The following is a 23,166-nucleotide window of genomic DNA, read 5'->3' on the forward strand; positions in this document are numbered from 1 at the left end:
CGAGCAGGCTCACTCCGGACATTGGGGGCATGCCGGGGAAGGCAGTACGCATGAAGATCGTGTTCCTGTTGCACAACGTGTACGCCATCGGCGGCACGGTGCGCACCACGCTCAACCTCGCCGCCGCGCTCGTCGAGCACGGCGGTCACGAGGTGGAGATCGTGTCGATGTCCCGGCACAGGGAGACCCCGCGTTTCCCCGTCGACCCGCGCATCGGTCTCGTTCCGCTCGTGGACACCCGGGCGGACGGCGCGGACAGCGGGCTGCCCGCGTTCGGCGAGCCGGCCCGGGTCTTCCCGGCCGAGGAGAAGCGCTACAAGCAGTACTCGCTCCTGCACGACCAGCGCGTGCGCGCGTACCTGGAGGAGCGGTGCGACGCGGACGTCGTCATCGGCACCCGTCCCGGCATCAACGTCTACCTCGCCCAGTGGGGCCCCGCGCGGGCGCTGCGCATCGCGCAGGAGCACCTGCGCCACGACGCGCACACCAAGAAGCTGCGCAAGGTGCTCGCCCGGCACTACCGGCGGCTCGACGCGGTCGTGACGATGACCGAGGAGGACGCCGCGGTCTACCGGTCGCGGATGCCGCTGCCGGGGGTGCGGGTGCTGTCCGTGCCGAACATCGTGCCGCCGGCCTGCGTACCGCCCTCGGACGGCACGTCGAAGGTCATCGCGGCGGCCGGGCGGCTCGCCCCCGGCAAGCGCTACGACCTGCTCCTGGAGGCGTTCGCCGCGGTCGCGGCGAAGGAGCCCGACTGGGAGCTGCGGATCTACGGCGGCGGCGCGCAGGAGGAGCGGCTGCGGGATCTGGTGACGGGGCTCGGGCTCACCGGGCGGGCCCGCCTGATGGGCGCGGTGTCGCCGATCGAACCGGAGTTCGCCAAGGCGTCGATCGTGGTCAGCGCCTCGGACGCGGAGTCGTTCGGGATGACGCTGGTGGAGGCGATGCGCTGCGGGGTGCCCGTGGTCAGCACGGACGCGCCGCTGGGCCCCGGGGAGATCATCACGGACGGGCGCGACGGACTCCTCGTCCCCGTCGGCGACTCCCGGGCGCTCGCCGAGGCGATGGTCACCCTGATCGAGGACCGGACGGCCCGCACGGCGATGGGCGCGGCGGCGCTGGTGTCCGCGCGGCGCTACGACCCGGAGCCGATCGCCGCCCGATATGGCTTGCTTTTCACCCAACTCGAAGCGACGCGACGGCGTCGTGCATGGCAACGGCTTCGCGCCCGGGCCGCCAACTGGGCGCGCAGGAAGGCCCGTTCGGCACGCGACCTGCGCACGGACGGGCGAGGGGGGACACACCATGAAGGTCGAGGCCACAGCAGGGGGACCACCGCCCGGCCCCGCACGCCGTAGCACCACGGCCGCGGCGCCCCGTGAACGGCCCGTCCCACCGGGGCACTTGGCCCCCGATCCCCGGCGACGACGGGCCCCGCAGGGACGGAGGACGGGTTTGACCAGTCGGTGGCGGCCCGCCCTCCGCCCCTCCCTCTCCGGCTTCCTCGGCGTCCCGGGCTTCTCGGGTGCGCTCGCTCTCGCGGCCGCCGGACCCGCCACCGCCCCGGCGTCGGCTCCCCCGCGCACCCGCCCGTACCGCCGCTCCGACGACCGGCGCATCCCGGGCCCCGACATCTGGCTCGTGGCGGTCGCCGCACTCTACGCAGCGGTCCAACTCACCTTCGTCGTCACCTCCTTGGGCCACGCCTACGGATGGGACGAGGCCGTCTACATCTCCCAGTACGACCCGCGCAATCCGGCCGCCTTCTTCAGCGCGCCGCGCTCGCGCGGCACGAGCCTGCTCACGGCGCCGCTGGTCGCGGTGACCGCCGACCCGCTCGTGCTGCGGGCCGCGCTCGCCGCCTTGTCCGCCCTCGCCCTGTACGCGGCGTTCCGGGTGTGGCGCCCGCTGGTCGGCGCCCGCACCACCGCCTTCGCCGCGCTGCTCTTCGGCAGCCTGTGGATCACCCTGCTGTCCGGCTCGATGGCGATGCCCAACCTGTGGGTGGCGTTCGGCGCGGTCGGCGCCGTGGGCTGGGCGCTGCGCGGCGGCACCTGGCAGCTCGCCCTGTGCGTCGCCGCGGTGGCCCTGTTCCGGGCGCCGGACGCGGTCTGGCTGACGCTGCCGCTCGCCGCGTACGCCCTGCTCGTACGCGGCCGCAGGCGGACCCTGCCGTGGCTGGCCGCGGGCCTCGTGGCCGGGCTCGCCCAGTGGGTCACCGAGGCGTATCTGCGCTGGGGCGGGGTGCCCGAGCGGCTGCGGGTCTCCAGCGCCACCGAGGGCGACATGGGTCTGCACCCGAATCTCGGCACGGTCTGGCGCTCGGTGAACGGTCCGCTGCTGTGCCGCCCCTGCACCGCGGGCACGCCGCACCAGCCGCTGTTCGCCCTGTGGTGGACGGCGCTGCCGGTCCTCGTGGTGCTCGCGCTCTACGTGGCACGGCGCGAGCGGCGCCTGACGGTCAGCGCGCTCCCCGTCGCCTGCGCGGCGACGCTGAGCGTCTCGTACCTGCTCCTCATCGGCTACTCGGCGCCCCGCTTCCTGCTCCCGGCGTACGCGCTGCTCTCCCTCCCGGTCGCGGTGCTGCTGCGGCACCTGAAGCGGCCCCGCCCGCTGGCCGTCGCCGCGGTCGCCCTCATCGGGCTGCAGATCGCGTCGCAGGCCCTGGTCCTGCACCGGGTGACCGACTCCACGGCGGCCACCGACGGCCGGTACGTCGCCGCCGCGCGCGGTCTGCGCACGATGGGCCTGACGCCGCCCTGCCTGGTCACCGGCCCGCGCGCCACGCCCATCGGCTACGCGGCGGGCTGTGCCGTCGTCCAGATCAAGGGCAACAACACCAACACGACCCGCGCGGGCCTGCTGCACCGCGCGGCCCGGGTGCCCACCGCGCTCCTCACCGGCCCCGGCGCCCGCCCGCCGCGCTACGCCCGGGACTGGACGCCGTACGTGCTGCCGCACACCGGTGGCTGGACGGCGTGGAAGGCGCCGGTCCCGTACGAGCTGCGACTACTCGGCGGGCCGTAGCGCCGCCAGCCGCTGCTCGAAGGGGACGAGGTTCGCGCCGAAGCCGTCCTGCGGGTCCACCGAGGTGATCGCGCCGTGCAAGGAGCGCGGCGCGATGGCCGCGGCGGTGTCGACATCCGGGGCCGCCGTGCCGACGGCGGATGCCGGTGCCATGAAGCGGGCCAGTTCGTCGCCGGCGCGGGTGATGCGGTGGGCGAGGCCGTCCTCGCCCCAGTCCTCGGACGCCGCGTAGACGGCGGTGGGCAGGGCGAGGGCGCGCAGGTAGGTGAACAGGGGACGCAGGGCGTGTTCGGTGACCAGGGAGTGGCGGGCGGTGCCGCCGGTCGCACCGAGCAGCACCGGCTTGCCGGTCAGGGCGTCCTTGTCGATCAGGTCGAAGAACGACTTGAACAGTCCGCTGTACGAGGCCGAGAACACCGGCGAGACGGCGATCAGGCCGTCCGCGGCCGCCACCGCGTCGAGCGCGGCGGCGAGCCGGGCGGGCGGGAACCCGGTGACGAAGTGCTGGGCGATCTCGGTGGCGTGGTCGCGCAGCTCGATCACCTGCACCTCGGCGTCCACCCGCGCCACGGTCGCCGCGGCGAGCCGGTCGGCGAGCAGCCGGGTCGACGACGGGGAGCTCAGCCCCGCGGACACGACGACAAGCTTCATCTCTACTTCGCCTCCTGGGCGGCCGCGACCCGGGCGGCGTGGGTCGGGGCGTCCGGCACGGTGGCCGGCTTGAGGTTCGCGAACTCCTTGCGCAGCACCGGCACGACCTGTTCGCCGAGCAGGTCGAGCTGCTCCAGGACCGTCTTGAGCGGCAGGCCCGCGTGGTCCATCAGGAACAGCTGGCGCTGGTAGTCGCCCACGACGTCACGGAAGGACAGGGTCCGCTCGATGACCTGTTGCGGGGAGCCGACGGTCAGCGGGGTCTCGCGGGTGAACTCCTCCAGCGAGGGGCCGTGGCCGTAGACCGGCGCGTTGTCGAAGTAGGGGCGGAACTCGCGCACCGCGTCCTGGGAGTTCTTGCGCATGAACACCTGCCCGCCCAGGCCGACGATGGCCTGCTCGGGGGTGCCGTGCCCGTAGTGGGCGTAGCGCTGGCGGTACAGGTTCACCATCTGCCGGGTGTGGCTGGCCGGCCAGAAGATGTTGTTGTGGAAGAAGCCGTCGCCGTAGTACGCGGCCTGCTCGGCGATCTCCGGGGACCGGATGGAGCCGTGCCAGACGAACGGCGCCACCCCGTCCAGCGGCCGCGGCGTGGAGGTGAAGGACTGCAGCGGCGTGCGGAACTTGCCCTTCCAGGTCACCACGTCCTCGTCCCACAGCCGGCGCAGCAGCGCGTAGTTCTCGATGGCCAGGTCGATGCCGTCGCGGATGTCCTTGCCGAACCACGGATAGACCGGCCCGGTGTTGCCGCGGCCCATCATCACGTCGACCCGGCCGTCCGCGACGTGCTGCAGCATCGCGAAGTCCTCGGCGATCTTCACCGGGTCATTGGTCGTGATCAGCGTCGTGGACGTGGACAGGATCAGGTTCTCGGTGCGGGCGGCGATGTAGCCGAGCATCGTCGTCGGCGAGGACGGCACGAACGGCGGGTTGTGGTGCTCACCGGTCGCGAAGACGTCCAGACCGACCTCCTCCGCCTTCTGCGCGATGGCGAGCATCGCCTTGATCCGCTCGTGCTCACTGGGGGCACGACCGGTCGTCGGGTCGACCGTGACATCACCGACGGTGAAGATCCCGAACTGCATGACTGCTCACCTTCCGCAGGTTGTTGACTGTTCAACTATACCTGCAGAACGGTGCCCCCCGTCCCGCTATTCCCGGCCGGGCATGATGGCCCCCATGAACGACCACCTGACCGGCACCGCCCCCGCCCGGGGCGCCGACACCCTGGCGGGAGGCGTCCGATGACCGCGACCGTCCGGCACGCCCGTCCCGCCGACCTGCCCCGCGTCGTGCGGCTGATCGCCGAGCACGCCGCGTTCGAGCGGGCCGACCCGCCCGCGCCCGACCTCGCGCAGCGGCTCGACGCGCTGCTCTTCGGCACACCCGAGCCCCGGCTGCGCTGCCTGGTGGCCGAGTCGGCGGAGCACGGCATCGTCGGGTACGCCTCCTGCGAGCCCGCGCTCTCCACCTGGCAGGGCCGCGCCTACCTGCACATGGACTGCCTGTACCTGAGCGCGGACGCCCGCGGCGGCGGCATCGGCCGGCTCCTCGTGGCCGCCGTCGCCGCCGAGGCGCGCGCCCTCGGCCTCGACGAGATCCAGTGGCAGACGCCCACCTGGAACAAGGACGCGGCCCGCTTCTACGACCGGCTCGGCGCCCACGCCAAGGAGAAGCTGCGCTACAGCCTGGCCGCCGAGGTCAGCCCTGCCGCGGATCGCGCCCCGTAGCCGCGAGGAGCCGGGCGAACGGCGACGCGTCGCCGGGGACCTCGACCGGCGGCCCGAACACGCCCATCTTCCGCGCGGTGGGCGAGAGCTCGTCCACCGCGCCGGCCAGCTCCGCGACGACGCGCGGCTCGGCCTCGTACTCCTGCCCCGTGGCCCGCGCCAGATCCCACGCGTGCACGGTCAGGTCGAGCAGCGCCATCCCCGCGACGAGCCGGGCCGGCATCTTCATCGCGCCGCTCGTGCCGTCCAGCGCGCCCGGCCCCGACCACGCCGCGACGAGCGCCCGCGCCTGCCCGGCGAATCGCTCCCGCCAGTCCGGACCCTCGGCCACCCGGTCCGGCATCGTGCTGAAGTCCGAGTCCTGCTTCACGGCCAGTTTCTGGAACTCCACGACCACCTGGAACAGGTGGTTGACCAGTGCCTTCACGTCGTAGTCCGCGCACGGGGTCGGTTCGGCGAGGGCCTTGTCGTCGATCCCGGCCACGACCGGAACGGCCCGCTCGGCCGCCACGGCCAGCAGCTCGCGCGGGTCCACGTCGTTCGTCGCGTACGTGTTGTTCGCGTTCATGCCTTCGACCGTACGGAGCCACGGCTCCGGCCTCTTGAAGAAACGCGTCACCCTGCCGTTGTCAGTGCCCCGCCCTACGATCCGGACATGGACCAGGACCGTGACCGTGACACCCGCGGGATCGTCGACCCGGCCGCGCTGCTGAGCCGCGTCCGGTTCCGGCGGCACGTGCCGGCGCCCGCCCTGCGCGCGCACGTGGAGAGCTACTGGTTCATCGACTGGGACCTGCCCGCGCCCTACGCCTCGCACATCCTCGCGCACCCCGCGGTGAACCTGACGTTCCAGTGGGACGAGGACGAGCCGCACCGGAACGGCCCCTACGGGGAGTTCACCGGCGTCTGGGCCCCCGGGCTCTACACCCGCAAGCTCACCGGGCGCGGCCGGGTGTGCGGGGTGAAGTTCCGGCCGGGCGCGTTCCGGCCGTTCGCGCCGGACGTGCCGGTCTCCGCGTGGACGGGCCGGGTGCTGCCGTACGAGGAGGTGTTCCCGGCGACCGACCCGGCCGCGGTCCTCACCCCGGCCGACGACCGCGGCCGGGCCGCCGCCCTCGACGCCTACCTGCTCCCCCTCGCCCCCGCCGCGCCGGACCCGCAGGCCGATCTTGCGTGCCGCGTCGTCGCCCGGATCCAGGCCGAGCGCGGGGTGCGCAGGGTCGCGGACCTGGCCCGCGAGGAGGGGCTCTCGGTGCGCTCGCTGCAGCGGCTGTTCGCCGGGTACGTGGGCGTCAGCCCCAAGTGGTGCGTGCTGCGCTACCGCATCCACGAGGCGGTCGAGACCGCCGCCCGCCGCGACGACATCGACTGGGCCGCCCTCGCCGCCGACCTCGGCTACGCGGACCAGGCCCACCTCGTACGCGACTTCACCGCCACGCTCGGGGTGTCACCGACGGCGTACCCGGCCGACGGCTAGGGCGTGCCGAGCGGCTTGCTGAAGTGGAACGCGTCGATCGCCATCCGCTCGCGCAGATAGAACCGGTGCGCATCCGTGCGCCGGGTCCCCGAGTCCAGGTCCAGGCAGTGACAGCCCTGCCGGACCGCCGCCTCCTCCAGATACGCCAGCAGCGCCTGGCCCACCCCGCCCGACCGGGCCGCCTCGGCCGTCACCAGATCGTCGACGTACAGCTTGCGCAGCCGGCTCGTGTTGGCGATCACCCGCCAGCCCGCGACGCCCACGCACCGCCCGTCGGCGTCGTACGCGGCGGTGAACCGCAGCCCCTGCCCGTACCCCTCCGCGTACACCGCAGAAAAGGACTCTTCGGTCAGGTGCGGACGCAACTCCCGCAGCACGGGCAGGACTTCGGACGCCAGACGGGCGTCCCCGGGCTCAAGGTCGACGATCTTCATGCGCGCAGGCTACTCGGCGTGCTTGATCGCGTAGATCATGACGAACGCGACGATGTGGATGCCGAAGAGGAAGTAGCCGAGGTACCACCACATGTACCGCTCGCCCTTCTTCTCCTCGGCGAGCCTGCGCTCGTCGAACTCCCGCTGCAGGACGTCCAGCGGGTCCGGCGCGTCAGAGCTCACGGTGGACCTTGGTGTTGGACGCCTGGGCGCGCGGGCGGACCACCAGCAGGTCGATGTTCACGTGCGGCGGGCGCGTCACCGCCCAGGCGATCGTGTCGGCGACGTCGTCCGCGGTCAGCGGCTCGGCCACGCCCGCGTACACCTTCGACGCCTTCTCCTGGTCGCCGCCGAACCGGGTCAGCGCGAACTCGTCCGTCTTCACCATGCCGGGCGCCACCTCGATGACCCGCACCGGCGTGCCCACGATCTCCAGGCGCAGCGTCTCCGCGAGCACGTGCTCGGCGTGCTTGGCGGCCACGTAACCGCCGCCGCCCTCGTACGTGCCGTGCCCGGCCGTGGAGGAGAGCACGACGACCGTGCCGTCGCCGGACGCGGTGAGCGCGGGCAGCAGGGCCTGCGTCACGTTCAGCGTGCCCAGCACGTTCGTCTCGTACATCTGGCGCCACTGCGCGGGGTCACCGGTGGCGACCGGGTCGGCGCCGAGCGCGCCGCCCGCGTTGTTCACCAGGACCCCGATCGTCTTGAACGCGGTCGCGAACTCGTCGACCGCCGCGCGGTCGGTGACGTCCAGGGCGTACGCGGCGGCCTGGTGCCCGGCCGCGTTGATCTCCTCCGCCAGCGCCTCGATCCGGTCCTTGCGGCGGGCCGTCAGCACCACCCGGTACCCGGCCGCCGCCAGCTGCCGGGCCGTCGCGGCGCCGATGCCGCTGCTCGCGCCCGTGACGACGGCGATGCGGGATGCGGGGGCGGGGGCCATGGCTGCTCCTCGTACGTACGTATGGTGCGAAGGTCGACCCGCCCAAGGATAGGCGCCGGGTCAGTCACCCCGCGGGGCGTACATGATCACGGCCATCCCGGCCAGGCAGATCAGCGCCCCGAGCACGTCCCAGCGGGTCGGCCGGTACCCGTCGGCGACCATCCCCCAGGCGATCGAGCCCGCCACGAAGACCCCGCCGTACGCCGCCAGGATCCGCCCGAACTCGCCGTCCGGCTGCAGCGTGGCCACGAACCCGTACAGGCCGAGCGCGATCACCCCGGCGCCGATCCACGCCCAGCCGCGGTGCTCCCGCACCCCCTGCCAGACCAGCCAGGCTCCCCCGATCTCGAAGAGCGCGGCGAGGACGAACAGGAGCACGGATCGGGCGACGGTCATGCGCCACAGGGTGGCATGCGGGGGTCCCCGACGTGTCACGGCCCGGCGCACGTGGGATAGATCGGCCCGACCGCCCCATGCGCCACACGGAGGCCACCCATGCACCCCGCACTCGCGCTCGCCCCGGCCCTGCTCCTCCTGCTGCCCGCGGACGGCGCTTCGGCCGGCGAGGCCGACCTCGCCCACCACGGCACCGTCACCATGGCCCGCGGACACGTCACCGTCACCCTCACCCCGCAGAACCACGGCCCCACCGACGTCCCCGACGCCACGCTCCGGCTCGCCTGGTCCGCGCCGCTCGCCGACGCGCAGGACGCGCTGCCCGCCGCCTGTCTGCGCAGCGGCCCGCGCACCGTCGACTGCCGCACGGGCGCGCTGCCCGCCGCCGCGCTCGGCACCCCGCTCACGGTCGATGTCCGGCTCGCCGGGGCCCCCTCCGAGGTCACCGTCCGCCTCGACACCGTCTGGAGCGGCGGCACCGCCGACCACAACCCGCAGAACAACCGGCACAAGGTGCTGGTCCTGGACACGGGCGACACGTACTACTTCTGACTACCCCTGAACGCCCGCGGCCGGTCGCGGCTCCTGCCGCGCCCGGCCGTCGTAGCTCTCCCGGGCCACGGCCACCTCGTCCATGTGCGCCTCCGCCCAGTGCTTCACGGCGACGAGCAGACCGCTCAGGCTGCGCCCCAGCGCGGTCAGCTCGTAGTCGACCCGCACCGGCACCGACGGGGTCACGGCCCGCGCCACGATCCCGTCCCGCTCCAGGGCCCGCAGCGTCTGCGTCAGCATCTTCTGGCTGACGCCCGCGATCTTCCGGCCCAGGTCGGAGTAGCGCAGGGGCCCGTCGCGCTCGGCCAGCGCCGCGACGACCAGGCTCACCCACTTGTCGCTCAGCCGCGCGAGCAGCTGATTGGTCGGGCACTCCTTCAAGAACGCGTCGTACGCGAACCGCTCCCGCTCGCGCCGCTGCGCCGCCGTCATCGTCGCCATGCCCGCTCCCCCTCCGGCCCGTGCGCGCACCCCTCGGTGAGGTACGCACCCCCACGTACGTACTTACCAAAGGAGAGTAGCACTCCATAGAGTCATCACTGCGGAAAGGAAAGCACTACAGACAAGCCCAACTGGGCTTATCCATAAGGGAGTTGTCATGGGAAACAAGATGCGCGCGGCAGTCGTCACGTCCTTCGGCGGCCCCGAGGCGGTCGAGATCGTCGACGTCGAGCGCCCCGAGCCGGGCGCGGGCCAGATCCGCGTCAAGGTCGCGGCCGCCACCCTCAACCCGGTCGACGCGGGCGTCCGCTCCGGCATCTTCGGCGGCGCCGGCCGGCGCCTCGGCCTCGGCTGGGACGTCGCGGGAACGGTCGACGCGGTGGGCGTCGCGGCGGGATTCGCCGTCGGCGACGAGGTCGTCGCCCTGTTCCACGGGATGGGCAGCTCCCTGGGCACCCACGCCGATCACGTAGTCGTGGACGCCTCGGCGGCGGCCCTGGCACCGGCCGCCACGGACCCGGCCCACGCGGCCACCCTCCCCCTCAACGCCCTCACCGCGGCCCAGGCCCTGGACCTGCTCGCCCTGGAACCCGGGCAGTCGCTCCTGGTCACGGGCGCCGCGGGCGCGGTCGGCGGCTACGCGATCCAGCTCGCCGCGCACCGGGGCATCGAGGTCACGGCGTACGCGGGCGAGGACGACGAGGAACTGCTCCGCGGCCTGGGCGCGACCCACTTCGTCCCGCGCGGCTCGGCCCCCGCCCGGCCGGCCGACGCGGTCCTCGACGCGGCGGTCATCGGCGCCGAGGCCCTGTCCTGGGTACGGGACGAAGGCCGGTACGCGGGCGTCATCCCCGGGGCGGCCCCGGCCTCCGAGCGCGGGGTGCGCACCGGCGCGGTGGAGGTCGCGGCGGACGGCAGGCGCCTGGCCGAACTCGTCCGGCTCGCGCAGGACGGCGTCCTGACGACCCGGGTCGCGCAGACCTACGCCCTCACGGACGCGGAGAAGGCCCACGCGCGACTGGCCGAGGGCGGGGTGCGGGGGCGGCTGGTGCTGATCCCTTGAGCCGCGCCACGACGGCCCGCGGACACACGGCAGAAGGGGCCCGAGCCGCGACGGCTCGGGCCCTTCCACGGGTTCAGCCCTTCACACAGACGACCTGCTTGAGCTTCGCCACCACCTCGACCAGGTCCCGCTGCTGCTCGATGACCTGCTCGATCGGCTTGTACGCGCCCGGAATCTCGTCCACGACACCGGAGTCCTTGCGGCACTCCACGCCCCGGGTCTGCTCCTCCAGGTCGCGCGTGGAGAAGCGCTTCTTCGCGGCGTTGCGGCTCATCTTGCGGCCGGCGCCGTGCGACGCGGAGTTGAAGGACGCCGCGTTGCCGAGACCCTTCACGATGTACGAACCCGTGCCCATGGAGCCCGGGATGATCCCGTACTCGCCCGAGCCCGCCCGGATCGCGCCCTTCCGCGTGACCAGCAGGTCCATTCCGTCGTACCGCTCCTCACTCACGTAGTTGTGGTGAGCGCTGATCTCCGGCTCGAAGGCGACCTTGGCCTTCTTGAACTCCTTGCGGATCACGTCCTTGAAGAGCGCCATCATGATCGAGCGGTTGCGCTTCGCGTACTCCTGCGCCCAGAACAGGTCGTTGCGGTACGCCGCCATCTGCGGGGTCTGCGCGATGAAGACGGCGAGATCGCGGTCGACCAGGTTCTGGTTGTGCGACAGGCTCTGCGCGACGCCGATGTGATGGTCGGCCAGCTCCTTGCCGATGTTGCGGGAACCGGAGTGCAGCATGAGCCACACCGCACCGGACGTATCCACACAAAGCTCGATGAAGTGATTCCCCGAGCCCAGCGTCCCCATCTGCTTGGCCGCCCGCTGCTCCCGGAACTTCACCGCATCGGCGACCCCGTCGAACCGCCCCCAGAAGTCCTCCCACCCGCCGGTCGCGAACCCGTGCAGCCGCCCCGGGTCGACGGGGTCGTCGTGCATGCCGCGCCCCACCGGGATCGCCTGCTCGATCTTCGAGCGCAGCCGCGACAGGTCACCGGGCAGGTCGTTGGCGGTCAGTGACGTCTTCACCGCGCTCATTCCGCACCCGATGTCGACCCCGACCGCCGCCGGGCAGACCGCGCCCTGCATCGCGATGACCGAACCGACCGTCGCGCCCTTGCCGTAGTGGACGTCGGGCATGACGGCGAGGCCCTTGATCCAGGGCAGCGTCGCCACGTTGCGCAGCTGCTGCATCGCGACGTCCTCGACGGACGCCGGGTCGGTCCACATCCGGATGGGGACCTTCGCCCCCGGAACCTCTACGTAAGACATGAAATCCCCCGTAAATCGGCCGTGTTGGCCCTAAATGACTGTAAGTATGGAAACGGAAATACCGGAGCCAAGGTCCACGAATCGGATGTGGGACCGGCGTTCACGGCGGTGCGTGCGATAGACATGGCAGCATCGGGCGCCTTGTGGCGGCAACCGAATAACCCAGCACGTGACCAGCAAGGAGCCCCAGGGTGCAGCGGAAGTCGTACGCGTACGTGCCGGGTGTCGCCGTACTCCTGACGGCGCTGCTCGCCGGATGCAGCGGGAGTTCGGACGACGGCGCCGGCACCGACGACTCCAAGCCGGGCAGCACGAGCGCCACGGCGTCCGCCGCGAAGCCGGGCAAGTACCGGACGCTGCCGGAGCCGTGCAGTCAGCCCGGTCAGGACATGCTGGACGAGATGCTGCCGGGGATCGCGAAGATCACGGACCAGGATCAGCGCGAGAAGGCGTACGAGGGCGTGGCGACGACCACGTTCGACACGGCGCGCAGGGTCGGGTGCCGCTGGAAGGACGACACGTCCGCGGGCGGCTCGCACCGGCTGACGCTGGACTTCGAGCGGGTGGTCTCGTACGACACGTCGGTGAGCGACGACTCGAAGGCCGAGGACGTCTTCGCGTCGAAGGCGGACAAGGCGCACCTGCCGGAGCCCGTGCCGCAGCCGCCGTCCCCGGACGCGAGCGATTCGCCTGAATCGTCCGGCTCTTCCGCATCTGTCGACTCCTCGGAGTCCTCCGGGTCCTCGGACGCGTCCGCCGCGGCGGGTGACGCCGAGGGGTCCGGGAAGAAGTCCGGCGCGCAGTCCGGGGACGGGGACGCCTCGTCCTCCGCGACGGCCTCTCCGTCCGCCTCCGGGGCCTCGGCCGACCTGCGGCCGCGGCTGCTGGACGGCCTCGGCGACGAGGCGTTCCTGAACGACGTGCCGGCCGGACCGACGAGCTCGCGGACCCGGACCGTGACTGTGGTGTTCCGCACGTCGAATGTCGTCGTGACCATCGAGTACGAGGCGCAGCCGGCCACCTCCGGCGATGTCCCGGACAGCAAGGAAATGCAGGACAGGGCGCAGGAACTGGCCCTGAAACTGGTCGGCAAGTTCAGCGAGTAGGGGCCGCGGGGAGCGCGGGGCGGGTCCGGGGAACGCGAGGCGTGCGGGACGGGTAGCGCGTACGGTGGCCCATCGGACCCGGTTCGTGGAGACCGCCTGGAGACCGTATGAGGGTCGGCGGGTCGTCGCGTGTCCGGTCCTGCTCCTGTCAGCGACCTGGTGAAGGAACCATGCACCGTCCCACCAAGCGACTCACCCGCATAGTTGCCTGCGCAGCCGTCGTACCGGCGGTTCTCGTCGTAGCCGGCTGCTCGTCCGACTCCGGTTCCGACAAGGGCGGCGCCGACCAGGCGTCCAAGGAGTCGAAGGCGTCCGCGTCGACCGCGGGGGACGCGGCGAAGAAGGTTCAGGCGGCGACGTACAAGTCGCTGCCGCAGGCGTGCGGCGTCTTCTCGAAGGCGACGCTGAAGGACCTGGTCCCGAAGGGCGACAGCAAGGCCGGCTCGTCGGACGACGAGTCGACGCGGGCCAACTGCTCGTGGTCGAGCCTGGACAACAACGGCGTGAAGGGCTCGCAGTTCCGCTGGCTGAACGTGTCGCTGATCCGGTTCGACTCGGACGCGAACCGCGGCAGCGGCAACGACCTGGCCTCCGACTATTACGCGAAGCAGGTCAAGGACGCGCAGGCGTCCGACGGCGCGAAGAACGTGAAGACGTCGAAGGTCTCCGGTACGGGCGACGAGGCGACGCTGGTGCGCTACGACAGCACGTACAAGGAGAAGAAGAAGAGCGTCACGTCGAAGCAGCAGACGGTCGTCACACGCGTCGACAACGTGGTCGTGACCGTGAACTACAACGGCTCGGGCCTCGCGGGCGAGAAGACGCCGGACGCGGACGACCTGTCGAAGGACGCCGAGAAGGCGGCCAGGGAGGCCGTGGCCTCGGTCGAGAAGACGGTCTCCGGATCCGCTTCGGGTTCCGGCGAGAGCGCGTCCCCGTCGCCTTCGGCCTCGAAGTCGTCCTCCAAACCGTCCGCGAAGGACACCTCGAAGTCGGCGTCGCCCTCGGCCTCGAAGTCGGCTTCCAAGAAGGACTAATACCAGCAGTACGCGCGTCAACTGGCCCGCGTTTGCTCGCCATTTGAGGAGCCCGGCCCCTTTTGGGTCCGGGCTCCCGGTGTACCGGGCCACGGCCCGGCCCGTGCATGTGCCAGTCTGTTGGGCGCAACATGCCGAACTGGGAGGGGAACTGGAGTGGCCGCGCCACTGAAGCTGACACGGACGCACCGGATACTCGCGGGTGTGGTCATCGCGGGAGCGGTGGTCATCGCCGGCATCGGCTTCGCGGGTTCGTACGCGGCGGTCCGCGAGCTGGCCCTGGAGAAGGGCTTCGGGAACTTCTCCTACGTCCTGCCGATCGGTATCGACGCCGGTATCTGTGTGCTGCTCGCCCTCGATCTGCTGCTCACCTGGATCCGGATCCCCTTCCCGCTGCTGCGTCAGACGGCGTGGCTGCTGACCGCGGCGACGATCGCGTTCAACGGCGCGGCGGCCTGGCCGGACCCGCTGGGGGTCGGCATGCACGCCGTCATCCCGGTCCTTTTCGTGGTCTCGGTCGAGGCGGCACGGCACGCCATCGGGCGGATCGCGGACATCACGGCGGACAAGCACATGGAGGGCGTGCGCATCACGCGCTGGCTGCTCTCGCCGCTGCCGACGTTCCTGCTGTGGCGCCGGATGAAGCTGTGGGAGCTGCGCTCCTACGAGGCGGTCATCAAGCTGGAGCAGGAGCGCCTCGTCTATCAGGCGCGGCTGCACTCCCGCTTCGGCCGCGCCTGGCGCCGCAAGGCTCCGGTGGAGTCGCTGATGCCGCTCAGGCTGGCCCGTTACGGGGTGCCGCTGTCGGACACCGCTCCGGCCGGGCTCGCCGCGGCCGGGATCGAGCCGCAGTTGCTGCCGCCGCAGCCGCAGCCGCAGCCCGCCGAGCTGGAGGCGCAGACCGCCCGGCCGCATCCGCAGCAGCAGTACGCGCCGCAGCCGCAGCCCCAGTTGCCGCCGCAGCCGATGCCGCAGCCACAGCCACAGCAGCCGGTCGATCCCGAGGCCGCGGCGGACGTGCCGAGCCAGTGGTTCGCGCAGCAGCGGCAGGTGGAGTACCACGGTGACTACCAGCCGGCGTTCGAGGCGCCGACGTTCGTGCCCGAGCAGGAGCACCAGGAGTGGTACGAGGAGCAGCCGCAGCAGATCCCGGTGCCGGCCTCCGTGCCGGTGCCGCATCCGCGGGCGGCGGAGCCGGAGCCCGCGCCGGAGCCCGAGTTCCCGGTGCCCAACGGCGCGGGCGGCACGCGGCCGCTCGGTGACGGGGTGCAGGAGGCGGCGCCCGCCGCGCCGACCGAGGACGACCTGTACCAGGTGTTCCGTCAGTCGATACAGGGTGAGGGCCTGCCGACGCCGGGGGCGTTCGCGGCGAACGTCGAGGCGCAGTACGGGATCTCTCTGCAGCCGCGGGACGTGAACCGGTTCATGGACCAGTTCGCGGCGCGGTTCGACAAGGACCTGATGGACGAGCACATCGCCTGAGCCGTCCGGTCCAGGACATGACGAAGGGGGCGGCACCTCACGGTGCCGCCCCCTTCGTCGTGTGCGGTTACGCGCCGAGCAGCTTGCGCACCCGGTCCGCGCCCACGGCGAGCAGCAGCGTGGGCAGACGCGGGCCGGTGTCACGGCCGACGAGGAGGTCGTAGAGCAGCGCGAAGAACGTGCGCTGCGCGCCCTTGATCTCGGCGGGGAGCTCCTTGGCGGTGGCGTCGGCGGGGAAGCCGGCCTGCACCTTCGGAACGCCGTAGACGAGGTGGGTCAGACCGTCGAGCGACCAGTGGTCGTCCAGGCCCTCCAGGAGGAGCCGGATCGACTCGCGGGAGGCGTCGTCGAGACCGGCGAGGGCCTCGGTGTCGGGCTCCGTGCGCACGATGGTGCGGGTCTCGGCGGGCACGTACTTGTTGATCCACGCCTCGGCGCGGTCCAGGCGCGGGCGGACCGTGTCCAGGTCGGTGACCGGGTTCTCCGGGTCGAGCTCGGAGAGGATGCGCAGCGTCTGCTCCTCGTCCCCGGCCGTCACGTCGGCGACGGACGCCAGCGTGCGGTACGGCAGCGGGCGCGGGGTGCGCGGCAGCTCACGGCCCGCGACGCCCACGGCGCGGCTGTACGCGGCCGCGTCCGCCGGGAGCGCCGAGCCGTCGGCGACCTTGGCGCTGAGCTTGTCCCACTCGTCGTAGAGCCGCTGGATCTCCTGGTCGAAGGCGATCTTGAACGACTGGTTGGGACGGCGGCGGGCGTAGAGCCAGCGCAGGATCTGCGGCTCCATGATCTGGAGGGCGTCACCGGGGGTCGGGACGCCGCCCTTGCTCGACGACATCTTCGCCATGCCGGAGATGCCCACGAACGCGTACATCGGGCCGATCGGCTGCTTGCCGCCGAAGATCCCGACGATCTGGCCGCCGACCTGGAAGGACGAGCCCGGGGACGAGTGGTCGACGCCGGACGGCTCGAAGATCACGCCCTCGTACGCCCAGCGCATCGGCCAGTCGACCTTCCAGACCAGCTTGCCGCGGTTGAACTCCGAGAGACGGACCGTCTCGGTGAAGTTGTCGAGCGTGCAGGTGTAGGACAGCTCGGTGGTCTCGTCGTCGTACGACGTGACGGTGGTGAGGTCCTTGCCGCACTCGCCGCAGAACGGCTTGTACGGGTAGTAGCCGCCCGCGCCGCCGCTGCCGTCGTCCTCGGAGGCGGCGCCGGAGCCCTCGGCGGCCTCCAGCTCGGCCTCGTCGACCGGCTTCTGGTTCTGCTGCGGCTTCTTGCCGGCCTTGGCCGGGTCCTTCTTGGTGCGGTACTGGTCGAGGATCGCGTCGATGTCACCGCGGTGCTTCATCGCGTGCAGGATCTGCTCGCGGTACGTGCCCGAGGTGTACTGCTCGGTCTGGCTGATGCCGTCGAACTCGACGCCCATCTCGCCGAGCGCCTCGACCATGGCGGCCTTGAAGTGCTCCGCCCAGTTCGGGTACGCGGAGCCCTCCGGGGCGGGGACCGACGTCAGCGGCTTGCCGATGTGGTCGGCCCAGGACGCGTCGGTGCCGGGCACGCCGTTGGGAACCTTGCGGTAGCGGTCGTAGTCGTCCCAGGAGATCAGGTGCCTGACCTCGTACCCGCGGCGGCGGATCTCGTCGGCGACCAGGTGCGGGGTCATGACCTCGCGCAGGTTGCCCAGGTGGATCGGGCCCGACGGGGAGAGGCCGGAGGCGACGACGACCGGTTTGCCCGGGGCACGGCGCTCGGACTCGGCGATGACATCGTCCGCGTAACGGGAGACCCAGTCCTGGGTCTCCGTTCCGGTGCTCTGGGCTGCCACGATCGGTGGGCCTTTCTCTTCTGGGGCGAGGCGCGATCGCTCTCCGCGCTCCCATCATTGTCCCAGGCCGTTCGGGCTGCGCGAAAACGCCTTTTCACAGGGGCGGGAAGGGCCGTCGGCGAGTGCGGTCCGGTGGGGGCTGGTCGCGCAGTTCCCCGCGCCCCTGAAGGCGAGCGGCTCCGCCGCTCAGCCTTCATCGGGGAAATGCGGCGCGAAGCGCCTGCGTTTCAGGGGCGCGGGGAACTGCGCGACCAGCCCCCGACAACCCGCACCCGGCAACGAGACCGGAAAACCCCTTTGCGGCCCCGTGGGATACTGAGCGTGACTCACAAACCAACCCCGACCAGAACGGCAGCCCATACCCATGGCCCCGGTCACGTCCATCACCGCCAACGTCAATCAGCGCCTCGCCGACGCCCTCACCTCCGCCCTGCCGGAGGCGAACGGCGCCGACCCCCTGCTGCGACGTAGCGACCGGGCCGACTACCAGGCCAACGGGATCCTGGCGCTCGCCAAGAAGGCCAAGGCGAACCCGCGGGAGCTGGCCGCCCAGGTCGTGGAGAAGATCACGACCGGCGATCTGCTCGCCGACGTCGAGGTCTCGGGCCCCGGCTTCCTGAACGTCACGGTCACCGACAAGGCGATCACGCAGACCCTCGCGGCCCGCGCCGCCGACGGCGACCGGCTCGGCGTGCCCACCAAGGACGCCCCGGGCCTCACGGTCATCGACTACGCGCAGCCGAACGTGGCGAAGGAGATGCACGTCGGCCACCTGCGGTCCGCGGTGATCGGCGACGCCCTGCGCGGCATGCTCAACTTCACCGGCGAGCGGACGATCGGCCGGCACCACATCGGCGACTGGGGCACCCAGTTCGGCATGCTCATCCAGTACCTGATCGAGAACCCCGACACCCTGGCCCCGGCCGAGGACGTCGACGGCGAGCAGGCCATGAGCAACCTGAACCGGGTGTACAAGGCGTCGCGTGCCGTCTTCGACGCGGACGAGGAGTTCAAGGAGCGGGCCCGCAAGCGGGTCGTCGCCCTCCAGTCCGGCGACAAGGAGACCCTCGACCTGTGGCAGCGGTTCGTCGACGAGTCGAAGGTCTACTTCTACTCGGTCTTCGAGAAGCTCGACATGGAGATCCGCGACGAGGAGATCGTCGGCGAGTCCGCGTACAACGACGGCATGCCGGAGACGGCCCGCCTCCTGGAGGAGATGGGCGTCGCGGTGCGCTCCGAGGGCGCGCTCGTCGTGTTCTTCGACGAGATCCGCGGCAAGGACGACCAGCCGGTGCCGCTGATCGTGCAGAAGGCCGACGGCGGCTTCGGCTACGCGGCCTCCGACCTGACGGCGATCCGCAACCGCGTCCAGGACCTGCACGCGACGTCGCTCATCTACGTCGTGGACGTGCGCCAGTCGCTGCACTTCAAGATGGTCTTCGAGACGGCCCGCCGGGCGGGCTGGCTGACCGACGAGGTCACCGCGCACAACATGGGCTACGGCACGGTGCTCGGCGCGGACGGCAAGCCGTTCAAGACCCGTGAGGGCGAGACGGTGAAGCTGGAGGACCTGCTCGACGAGGCCACCGAGCGGGCCACCGCCGTCGTCCGCGAGAAGGCCGAGAAGGTGGGCCTGAGCGAGGAGGAGATCGTCGAGAACGGGCGGTACGTCGGGATCGGCGCCGTGAAGTACGCGGACCTGTCGACGTCGCCGAGCCGCGACTACAAGTTCGACCTGGACCAGATGGTGTCGCTCAACGGCGACACGTCGGTCTACCTCCAGTACGCGTACGCGCGGATCAGGTCGATCCTCCGCAAGGCCGACGGGTCCGCCCCCGTCGCCCACCCGGAGCTGGAGCTCGCCCCGGCGGAGCGGGCGCTCGGCCTGCACCTGGACGCGTTCGGCGACACGGTCTTCGAGGCGTCGGACGAGTACGCGCCGCACAAGCTGGCCGCGTACCTGTACCAGCTGGCGTCGCTGTACACGACGTTCTACGACCAGTGCCCGGTCCTGAAGGCCGAGACGCCGGCGCAGGTCGAGAACCGGCTGTTCCTGTGCGACCTGACGGCCCGCACGCTCCACCAGGGCATGGCGCTCCTCGGCATCCGCACCCCCGAGAAGCTCTGACGCCCGTCCGCGCACGGCACAGGGCCGCGGCCCGTCCTCTCCCCCGCTGGTGAGGACGGGCCGCGGCCTTTTCCCGGAGTCACCGCTTCAGCGCCACCGCGAGCCGGCCGAGCCCCTCGCCGATCTCCTCTGGCGTCTGCGTCACGAAGCAGAGCCTCAGGGTCGTGGGGTCGGGGGCGTCGGCGTAGAAGGGGGCGCCGGGGACGTAGGCGACCTTCTGCTCGACCGCCCTGGGCAGCAGGGCCGTCGTGTCGTAGGTGCCGTCCTGCGGGAGCCGCGCCCACAGGAACATGCCGCCCTCGGGCCGCTTCCACGTGGCGCCCTGTGGGAGCGCGGCGGGCAGTGCGGCGAGCATGGCGTCGCGGCGTGCGGCGTAGCGCGAGGCGACGCGGGCGACGTGTGCGTCCAGGTCGGTCGTCGCCAGGTACCGGGCCGCGGCGAGCTGGTTGACGGTCGGGGTGTGCAGGTCGGCGGCCTGCTTGGCGACGGCGCAGGCGCGCAGCAGTTCCTTCGGGGCGCGCAGCCAGCCGAGCCGCAGGCCGGGCGCCATGACCTTGGAGAAGGAGCCGAGCAGCACGGTGCGGTCGCGGGCCGCCTCGTGGGTGGCGATCCACGGCACCCGCTCGCCCTCGAAGCGCAGTTCCCCGTACGGGTCGTCCTCGACGATCCACAGCCCGCGGCGCGCGGCGACCGCGGCGACGGCGGCGCGGCGGTCGGCGGGCAGGGTGCGGCCCGTGGGGTTCTGGAAGGTGGGGACGGTGTAGAGGAGCTTGGGGCGGTGCTCGGCGACGAGCGCGTCGAGGGCGTCCGGGTCGATGCCGTCATCGTCGCAGGGGACGCCGACGACGCGGGCCCCGGCGAAGCCGAAGACCTGAAGTGCCGCCAGATAACAGGGGCTTTCGACGAGGACGGTGTCGCCGGGTTCGACGAGCGCGGTGGCGATCAGGGAGAGCGCCTGCTGCGATCCGGTGGTGACGAGCAGGTCGTCGGCGTCCGTGGCCAGTCCGCGGGCCGTGGTGCGGGCGGCGAGCGCGGCGCGCAGGGACGGTTCGCCCTCGGTGGTGGAGTACTGGAGGGCGCGGCGGGCGTCGGCGCCGGTGAGGACGGCGGCGTACGCGGCGGCGACCCCGTCGGTGTCGAAGAACTCGGGCGCCGGGAGCCCGCCCGCGAAGTTGATGAACTCGGGCTGCGCCGTCACCGCGAGGATGTCCCGGATGGGCGAGCCGCCGGTGGCCGCGACGCGGGCGGCGAGGCCGGGGGGTGCGGCGGCTGTCTCGGGGGGCGCGGTGGTCATGGCGCGGGCTCCTTCGCGGCGCGGGCGGCAGGTTGCCGCGTCCCTGGGGTCTGTCTCGGGTTCCCCGCCCTTCGGGCGAACGACGGGGAACTCGCGTCAGACCCTAGGCAGAAACGTGCCCTGTGCACTCGCCCTTTTCGCCATGCGGACAATGGGCGGATGGACGAGCTGATGACCTTGGCGGAGCTGGGCGCCGACGCCCCCGGGCATGTGCGCTGGGCGGCGCAGGCGCGGCCCGGCGGCGCGCTGGGGCCCGGGGTGCGGGCCTGGCGGTACGGGAGCGCGGTGGCGGTGGCGAGCCCCGGTGTCTCGGGCCGGGACCGGATGGCGGTGGCGGGTGACCCCGGCGCCCCGGGTGACGCCGTCGCGCTGGTGCGGTGGGCGCGAGCCCAAGTGGGGCTCCGATACCGGCCGTTCGGCGAGCTCGCCCTGCTGACGCGGGTCGGCGAGGAGATCCCGGACCTGGCACCGGGCGAGCCCTTCCTGTGGATGGAGACCACCGCGCCGACGGGCGGGCGCGGCGCGGGCCCGCGCTGGCTGACGGAACGGGAGGCCGAGGCGGCGGGCCCCCTCTTCGACGCCCACTTCCCCGACTCGTACGCCCGGCCGGGCCGCCCCGGCGTGCTGCGCTGGGCCGGTGTCCTCGACGGCGGCCCCGAGCCGCTGGCGCTGGCCGCCGACGCCTGGTCGGGGCACGGGTGCGGGCTGCTCGCCGGGGTCATGACGCATCCCGCCGCCCGGGGCCGCGGTCTGGCCCGCTCGGTGTGCGGATTCGTACTCGACGACATGGTCCGCCGCTACGGCCGGGCCGCGCTGATGGTGAACGCCGACAACGCGCCCGCGATCGCCACGTACGAACGCCTCGGCATGACCGCGCACCGGTTCACCGTCGCCCGCCCGCGGGAGACCCGGGTCTCTTAGGGTCTCCCCATGGAGTCGTACGTCGATGAACTGGCCGCCCGCGCGAAGGCCCTGCTCGCCCCGGGCGGCGGCGGTCCGCGCCGGATCGTGGGCATCGCGGGCCCGCCGGGCGCGGGCAAGTCGACGCTGGCGGAGGCGGTCGTGCGGGAGCTGGACGGCCTCGCCGCGCTGGTCCCGATGGACGGCTTCCACCTCGCCGACGTCGAACTGGCCCGCCTGGGCCGGGCCGACCGCAAGGGCGCCCCGGACACGTTCGACGCGTACGGCTACGGGGCGCTGCTGGCCCGGCTGCGGGCGCCGCGCGACGGGGAGACGGTCTACGCGCCGTCCTTCGAGCGGGAGTGGGAACAGCCGCTCGCGGGCGCGCTGCCGGTGGCGCCGGAGGTCCCGCTGATCGTCACCGAGGGGAACTACCTCCTCCTCGACGAGGAGCCGTGGCCGGCGGTGGTCCGCCCGCACCTGGACGAGGTGTGGTGGGTGGCGGTCGACGAGGACGTACGGGTGGAGCGGCTGATCGCGCGGCACGTGGAGTTCGGCAAGTCCCCGGCCGCCGCCCGGGAGTGGGTGCTGCGCTCGGACGAGGCGAACGCCCGCCGGGTGGCCTCCGGCCGGGCACGGGCCGATGTGGTCGTGGAGTCGGACGCGGAGCGGCTCGTCGTCACGCCAGGTCGGGCCAGCCGCGCCTGAAGTGCTCGAACGCCTCGGCCAGGGAGTCGCGGGGTGCCGGGTCGGTGGCGACGAGGTCGGGCACTTCGAGGACGTAGCGGGCCAGCAGCCGCAGCCCGAGGTCGTCGGCGTCCTTGCCGGTCTCCTCGGCGATGACCTGCGCGAGGGTGTGCTCGCAGTCGACCCACAGGGTGCGGGCGTAGCGGCGCAGCGCCGGGGTGCGCACGACGAGGTCGAGGCGGCGCCGGAATTCGTTGTCGAGGTCGTCGGCGAACATGCCGCGCCCGGCCAGGAAGGTGTGCAGCGCGTCGAGCACGGAGGTCCCGTCGGCGCGTCCGCGCACGGCCGCCGTCAGTGAGGACCGGCGCTCCTCGCTGTCGCCGAGGATCAGCGCCTCCTTGCCGCCGGGGAAGTGGGCGAACAGCGTGGTCAGCGCGGTGTCGGCGGCGGCCGCGATCTCGGCGACCTTGACATCGTCGTAGCCGCGCTCCAGGAACAGCCGCAGGGCGGCCTCGGAGAGCGCCCTGCGCGTCGCCGCCTTCTTCCGCTCGCGCCGGCCGAGGGGCTGTTCCTTGACCTGTTGCTGCTCCGTCATGCCTCCACTCTAGCCCACCTATCCCTAGCCACTTCAAAGTCGTAGCGATTGCGTTTTCCTAGTCACTATGGTTTTTTGGAATGGAGGTCATCGACACACCACGGCCGCAGCGACGGCCACGCACCGGAAGGGAG

Annotated in this window: 24 protein-coding genes; 12 read left to right on the plus strand and 12 right to left on the minus strand. The window is 72.2% G+C overall.

Annotated elements, in window-relative coordinates:
• Window positions 1-50 precede the first annotated feature (50 nt).
• Window positions 51-1,358 (plus strand): glycosyltransferase family 4 protein, encoded by a 1,308-nt coding sequence (locus J3486_RS42145; RefSeq protein WP_207829655.1) that lies wholly within the window; start codon window positions 51-53, stop codon window positions 1,356-1,358.
• Between the two features lie 97 nt (window positions 1,359-1,455).
• A complete protein-coding gene (locus J3486_RS42150) occupies window positions 1,456-3,027 on the plus strand; it encodes a hypothetical protein (RefSeq protein WP_229379480.1) in 1,572 nt (523 codons plus the stop codon).
• On the opposite strand, the gene J3486_RS42155 is transcribed toward J3486_RS42150, so the two are convergent.
• A complete protein-coding gene (locus J3486_RS42155; RefSeq protein WP_207829533.1) occupies window positions 3,010-3,678 on the minus strand; it encodes a CE1759 family FMN reductase in 669 nt (222 codons plus the stop codon). The genes J3486_RS42150 and J3486_RS42155 overlap by 18 nt on opposite strands.
• Window positions 3,679-3,680: 2 nt before the next feature.
• Window positions 3,681-4,763, minus strand: a complete 1,083-nt coding sequence (locus J3486_RS42160; RefSeq protein WP_207829534.1) for an LLM class flavin-dependent oxidoreductase — start codon at window positions 4,761-4,763, stop codon at window positions 3,681-3,683.
• A 159-nt stretch (window positions 4,764-4,922) separates the two neighbouring features.
• Here J3486_RS42160 and J3486_RS42165 point away from each other — a divergent pair, with 159 nt between their 5' ends.
• Window positions 4,923-5,408: a GNAT family N-acetyltransferase gene (locus tag J3486_RS42165; protein ID WP_207829535.1), complete on the plus strand. Its 486-nt coding sequence runs from the start codon at window positions 4,923-4,925 to the stop codon at window positions 5,406-5,408.
• On the opposite strand, the gene J3486_RS42170 is transcribed toward J3486_RS42165, so the two are convergent.
• Window positions 5,380-5,976: a TIGR03086 family metal-binding protein gene (locus J3486_RS42170; protein WP_207829536.1), complete on the minus strand. Its 597-nt coding sequence runs from the start codon at window positions 5,974-5,976 to the stop codon at window positions 5,380-5,382. The two genes, J3486_RS42165 and J3486_RS42170, sit on opposite strands and share 29 nt — an antisense overlap.
• Before the next feature lie 87 nt (window positions 5,977-6,063).
• On the opposite strand from J3486_RS42170, the gene J3486_RS42175 reads away from it, so the two are divergent.
• The gene (locus J3486_RS42175) at window positions 6,064-6,885 is read left to right on the plus strand and encodes an AraC family transcriptional regulator (RefSeq protein ID WP_207829539.1); all 822 of its coding nucleotides are present in this window, start codon (window positions 6,064-6,066) and stop codon (window positions 6,883-6,885) included.
• On the opposite strand, the gene J3486_RS42180 is transcribed toward J3486_RS42175, so the two are convergent.
• Genes J3486_RS42180 through J3486_RS42195 form a run of 4 tightly spaced genes read right to left on the minus strand, consistent with a single transcriptional unit; the run spans window position 6,882 to window position 8,655 of the window.
• Window positions 6,882-7,319, minus strand: coding sequence for a GNAT family N-acetyltransferase (locus J3486_RS42180; protein ID WP_207829541.1), 438 nt, complete (start codon window positions 7,317-7,319; stop codon window positions 6,882-6,884). The two genes, J3486_RS42175 and J3486_RS42180, sit on opposite strands and share 4 nt — an antisense overlap.
• Before the next feature lie 9 nt (window positions 7,320-7,328).
• On the minus strand, window positions 7,329-7,502 hold the full coding sequence (locus tag J3486_RS42185; protein WP_207829542.1) for a hypothetical protein: 174 nt from the start codon (window positions 7,500-7,502) through the stop codon (window positions 7,329-7,331).
• Window positions 7,492-8,259 carry an SDR family NAD(P)-dependent oxidoreductase gene (locus J3486_RS42190; protein WP_207829544.1) on the minus strand — a complete coding sequence of 256 codons (768 nt, stop codon included), beginning with the start codon at window positions 8,257-8,259 and terminating at the stop codon, window positions 7,492-7,494. The genes J3486_RS42185 and J3486_RS42190 overlap by 11 nt, the downstream gene beginning before the upstream one ends.
• Before the next feature lie 60 nt (window positions 8,260-8,319).
• Window positions 8,320-8,655, minus strand: coding sequence for a YnfA family protein (locus J3486_RS42195; protein WP_207829546.1), 336 nt, complete (start codon window positions 8,653-8,655; stop codon window positions 8,320-8,322).
• 99 nt (window positions 8,656-8,754) lie between these two features.
• Between J3486_RS42195 and J3486_RS42200 the strand changes: the two genes are divergently transcribed.
• Window positions 8,755-9,207 (plus strand): hypothetical protein, encoded by a 453-nt coding sequence (locus tag J3486_RS42200; RefSeq protein ID WP_207829549.1) that lies wholly within the window; start codon window positions 8,755-8,757, stop codon window positions 9,205-9,207.
• Here J3486_RS42200 and J3486_RS42205 read toward each other — a convergent pair whose 3' ends face one another.
• Window positions 9,208-9,648, minus strand: a complete 441-nt coding sequence (locus J3486_RS42205) for a helix-turn-helix domain-containing protein (protein ID WP_207829550.1) — start codon at window positions 9,646-9,648, stop codon at window positions 9,208-9,210.
• 169 nt (window positions 9,649-9,817) lie between these two features.
• On the opposite strand from J3486_RS42205, the gene J3486_RS42210 reads away from it, so the two are divergent.
• On the plus strand, window positions 9,818-10,711 hold the full coding sequence (locus J3486_RS42210) for an NADP-dependent oxidoreductase (RefSeq protein WP_207829661.1): 894 nt from the start codon (window positions 9,818-9,820) through the stop codon (window positions 10,709-10,711).
• 73 nt (window positions 10,712-10,784) lie between these two features.
• Here J3486_RS42210 and J3486_RS42215 read toward each other — a convergent pair whose 3' ends face one another.
• Window positions 10,785-11,978 (minus strand): RtcB family protein, encoded by a 1,194-nt coding sequence (locus J3486_RS42215; protein WP_207829552.1) that lies wholly within the window; start codon window positions 11,976-11,978, stop codon window positions 10,785-10,787.
• Window positions 11,979-12,169: 191 nt separating this feature from the next.
• Between J3486_RS42215 and J3486_RS42220 the strand changes: the two genes are divergently transcribed.
• The 3 genes from J3486_RS42220 (at window position 12,170) to J3486_RS42230 (ending at window position 15,603) form a co-directional block, all read left to right on the plus strand.
• The gene (locus J3486_RS42220) at window positions 12,170-13,084 is read left to right on the plus strand and encodes a DUF3558 domain-containing protein (protein ID WP_207829554.1); all 915 of its coding nucleotides are present in this window, start codon (window positions 12,170-12,172) and stop codon (window positions 13,082-13,084) included.
• 170 nt (window positions 13,085-13,254) lie between these two features.
• Window positions 13,255-14,121: a DUF3558 domain-containing protein gene (locus tag J3486_RS42225; protein WP_207829556.1), complete on the plus strand. Its 867-nt coding sequence runs from the start codon at window positions 13,255-13,257 to the stop codon at window positions 14,119-14,121.
• A gap of 156 nt (window positions 14,122-14,277) precedes the next feature.
• Window positions 14,278-15,603, plus strand: coding sequence for a DUF2637 domain-containing protein (locus J3486_RS42230; RefSeq protein WP_207829558.1), 1,326 nt, complete (start codon window positions 14,278-14,280; stop codon window positions 15,601-15,603).
• Window positions 15,604-15,670: 67 nt separating this feature from the next.
• Here J3486_RS42230 and lysS read toward each other — a convergent pair whose 3' ends face one another.
• Window positions 15,671-17,431, minus strand: a complete 1,761-nt coding sequence (gene lysS / locus J3486_RS42235) for a lysine--tRNA ligase (RefSeq protein WP_374194837.1) — start codon at window positions 17,429-17,431, stop codon at window positions 15,671-15,673.
• 361 nt (window positions 17,432-17,792) lie between these two features.
• Between lysS and argS the strand changes: the two genes are divergently transcribed.
• Window positions 17,793-19,556: an arginine--tRNA ligase gene (gene argS / locus J3486_RS42240; RefSeq protein WP_207829560.1), complete on the plus strand. Its 1,764-nt coding sequence runs from the start codon at window positions 17,793-17,795 to the stop codon at window positions 19,554-19,556.
• Window positions 19,557-19,635: 79 nt separating this feature from the next.
• Here argS and J3486_RS42245 read toward each other — a convergent pair whose 3' ends face one another.
• On the minus strand, window positions 19,636-20,850 hold the full coding sequence (locus tag J3486_RS42245) for a PLP-dependent aminotransferase family protein (protein WP_207829561.1): 1,215 nt from the start codon (window positions 20,848-20,850) through the stop codon (window positions 19,636-19,638).
• 159 nt (window positions 20,851-21,009) lie between these two features.
• On the opposite strand from J3486_RS42245, the gene J3486_RS42250 reads away from it, so the two are divergent.
• The gene (locus J3486_RS42250) at window positions 21,010-21,771 is read left to right on the plus strand and encodes a GNAT family N-acetyltransferase (protein WP_207829562.1); all 762 of its coding nucleotides are present in this window, start codon (window positions 21,010-21,012) and stop codon (window positions 21,769-21,771) included.
• Between the two features lie 9 nt (window positions 21,772-21,780).
• Complete coding sequence (locus tag J3486_RS42255; RefSeq protein ID WP_207829563.1) at window positions 21,781-22,458, plus strand: nucleoside/nucleotide kinase family protein; 678 nt, start codon at window positions 21,781-21,783, stop codon at window positions 22,456-22,458.
• Here the strand turns inward: J3486_RS42255 and J3486_RS42260 are convergent.
• Entirely contained in the window at window positions 22,430-23,032 is a 603-nt protein-coding gene (locus tag J3486_RS42260) for a TetR/AcrR family transcriptional regulator (protein WP_207829564.1), read from the minus strand. The genes J3486_RS42255 and J3486_RS42260 overlap by 29 nt on opposite strands.
• Between the last annotated feature and the right edge of the window lie 134 nt (window positions 23,033-23,166).

It is taken from the genome of Streptomyces sp. VRA16 Mangrove soil (genome assembly GCF_017377775.1).
Taxonomy (GTDB): Bacteria; Actinomycetota; Actinomycetes; order Streptomycetales; family Streptomycetaceae; genus Streptomyces.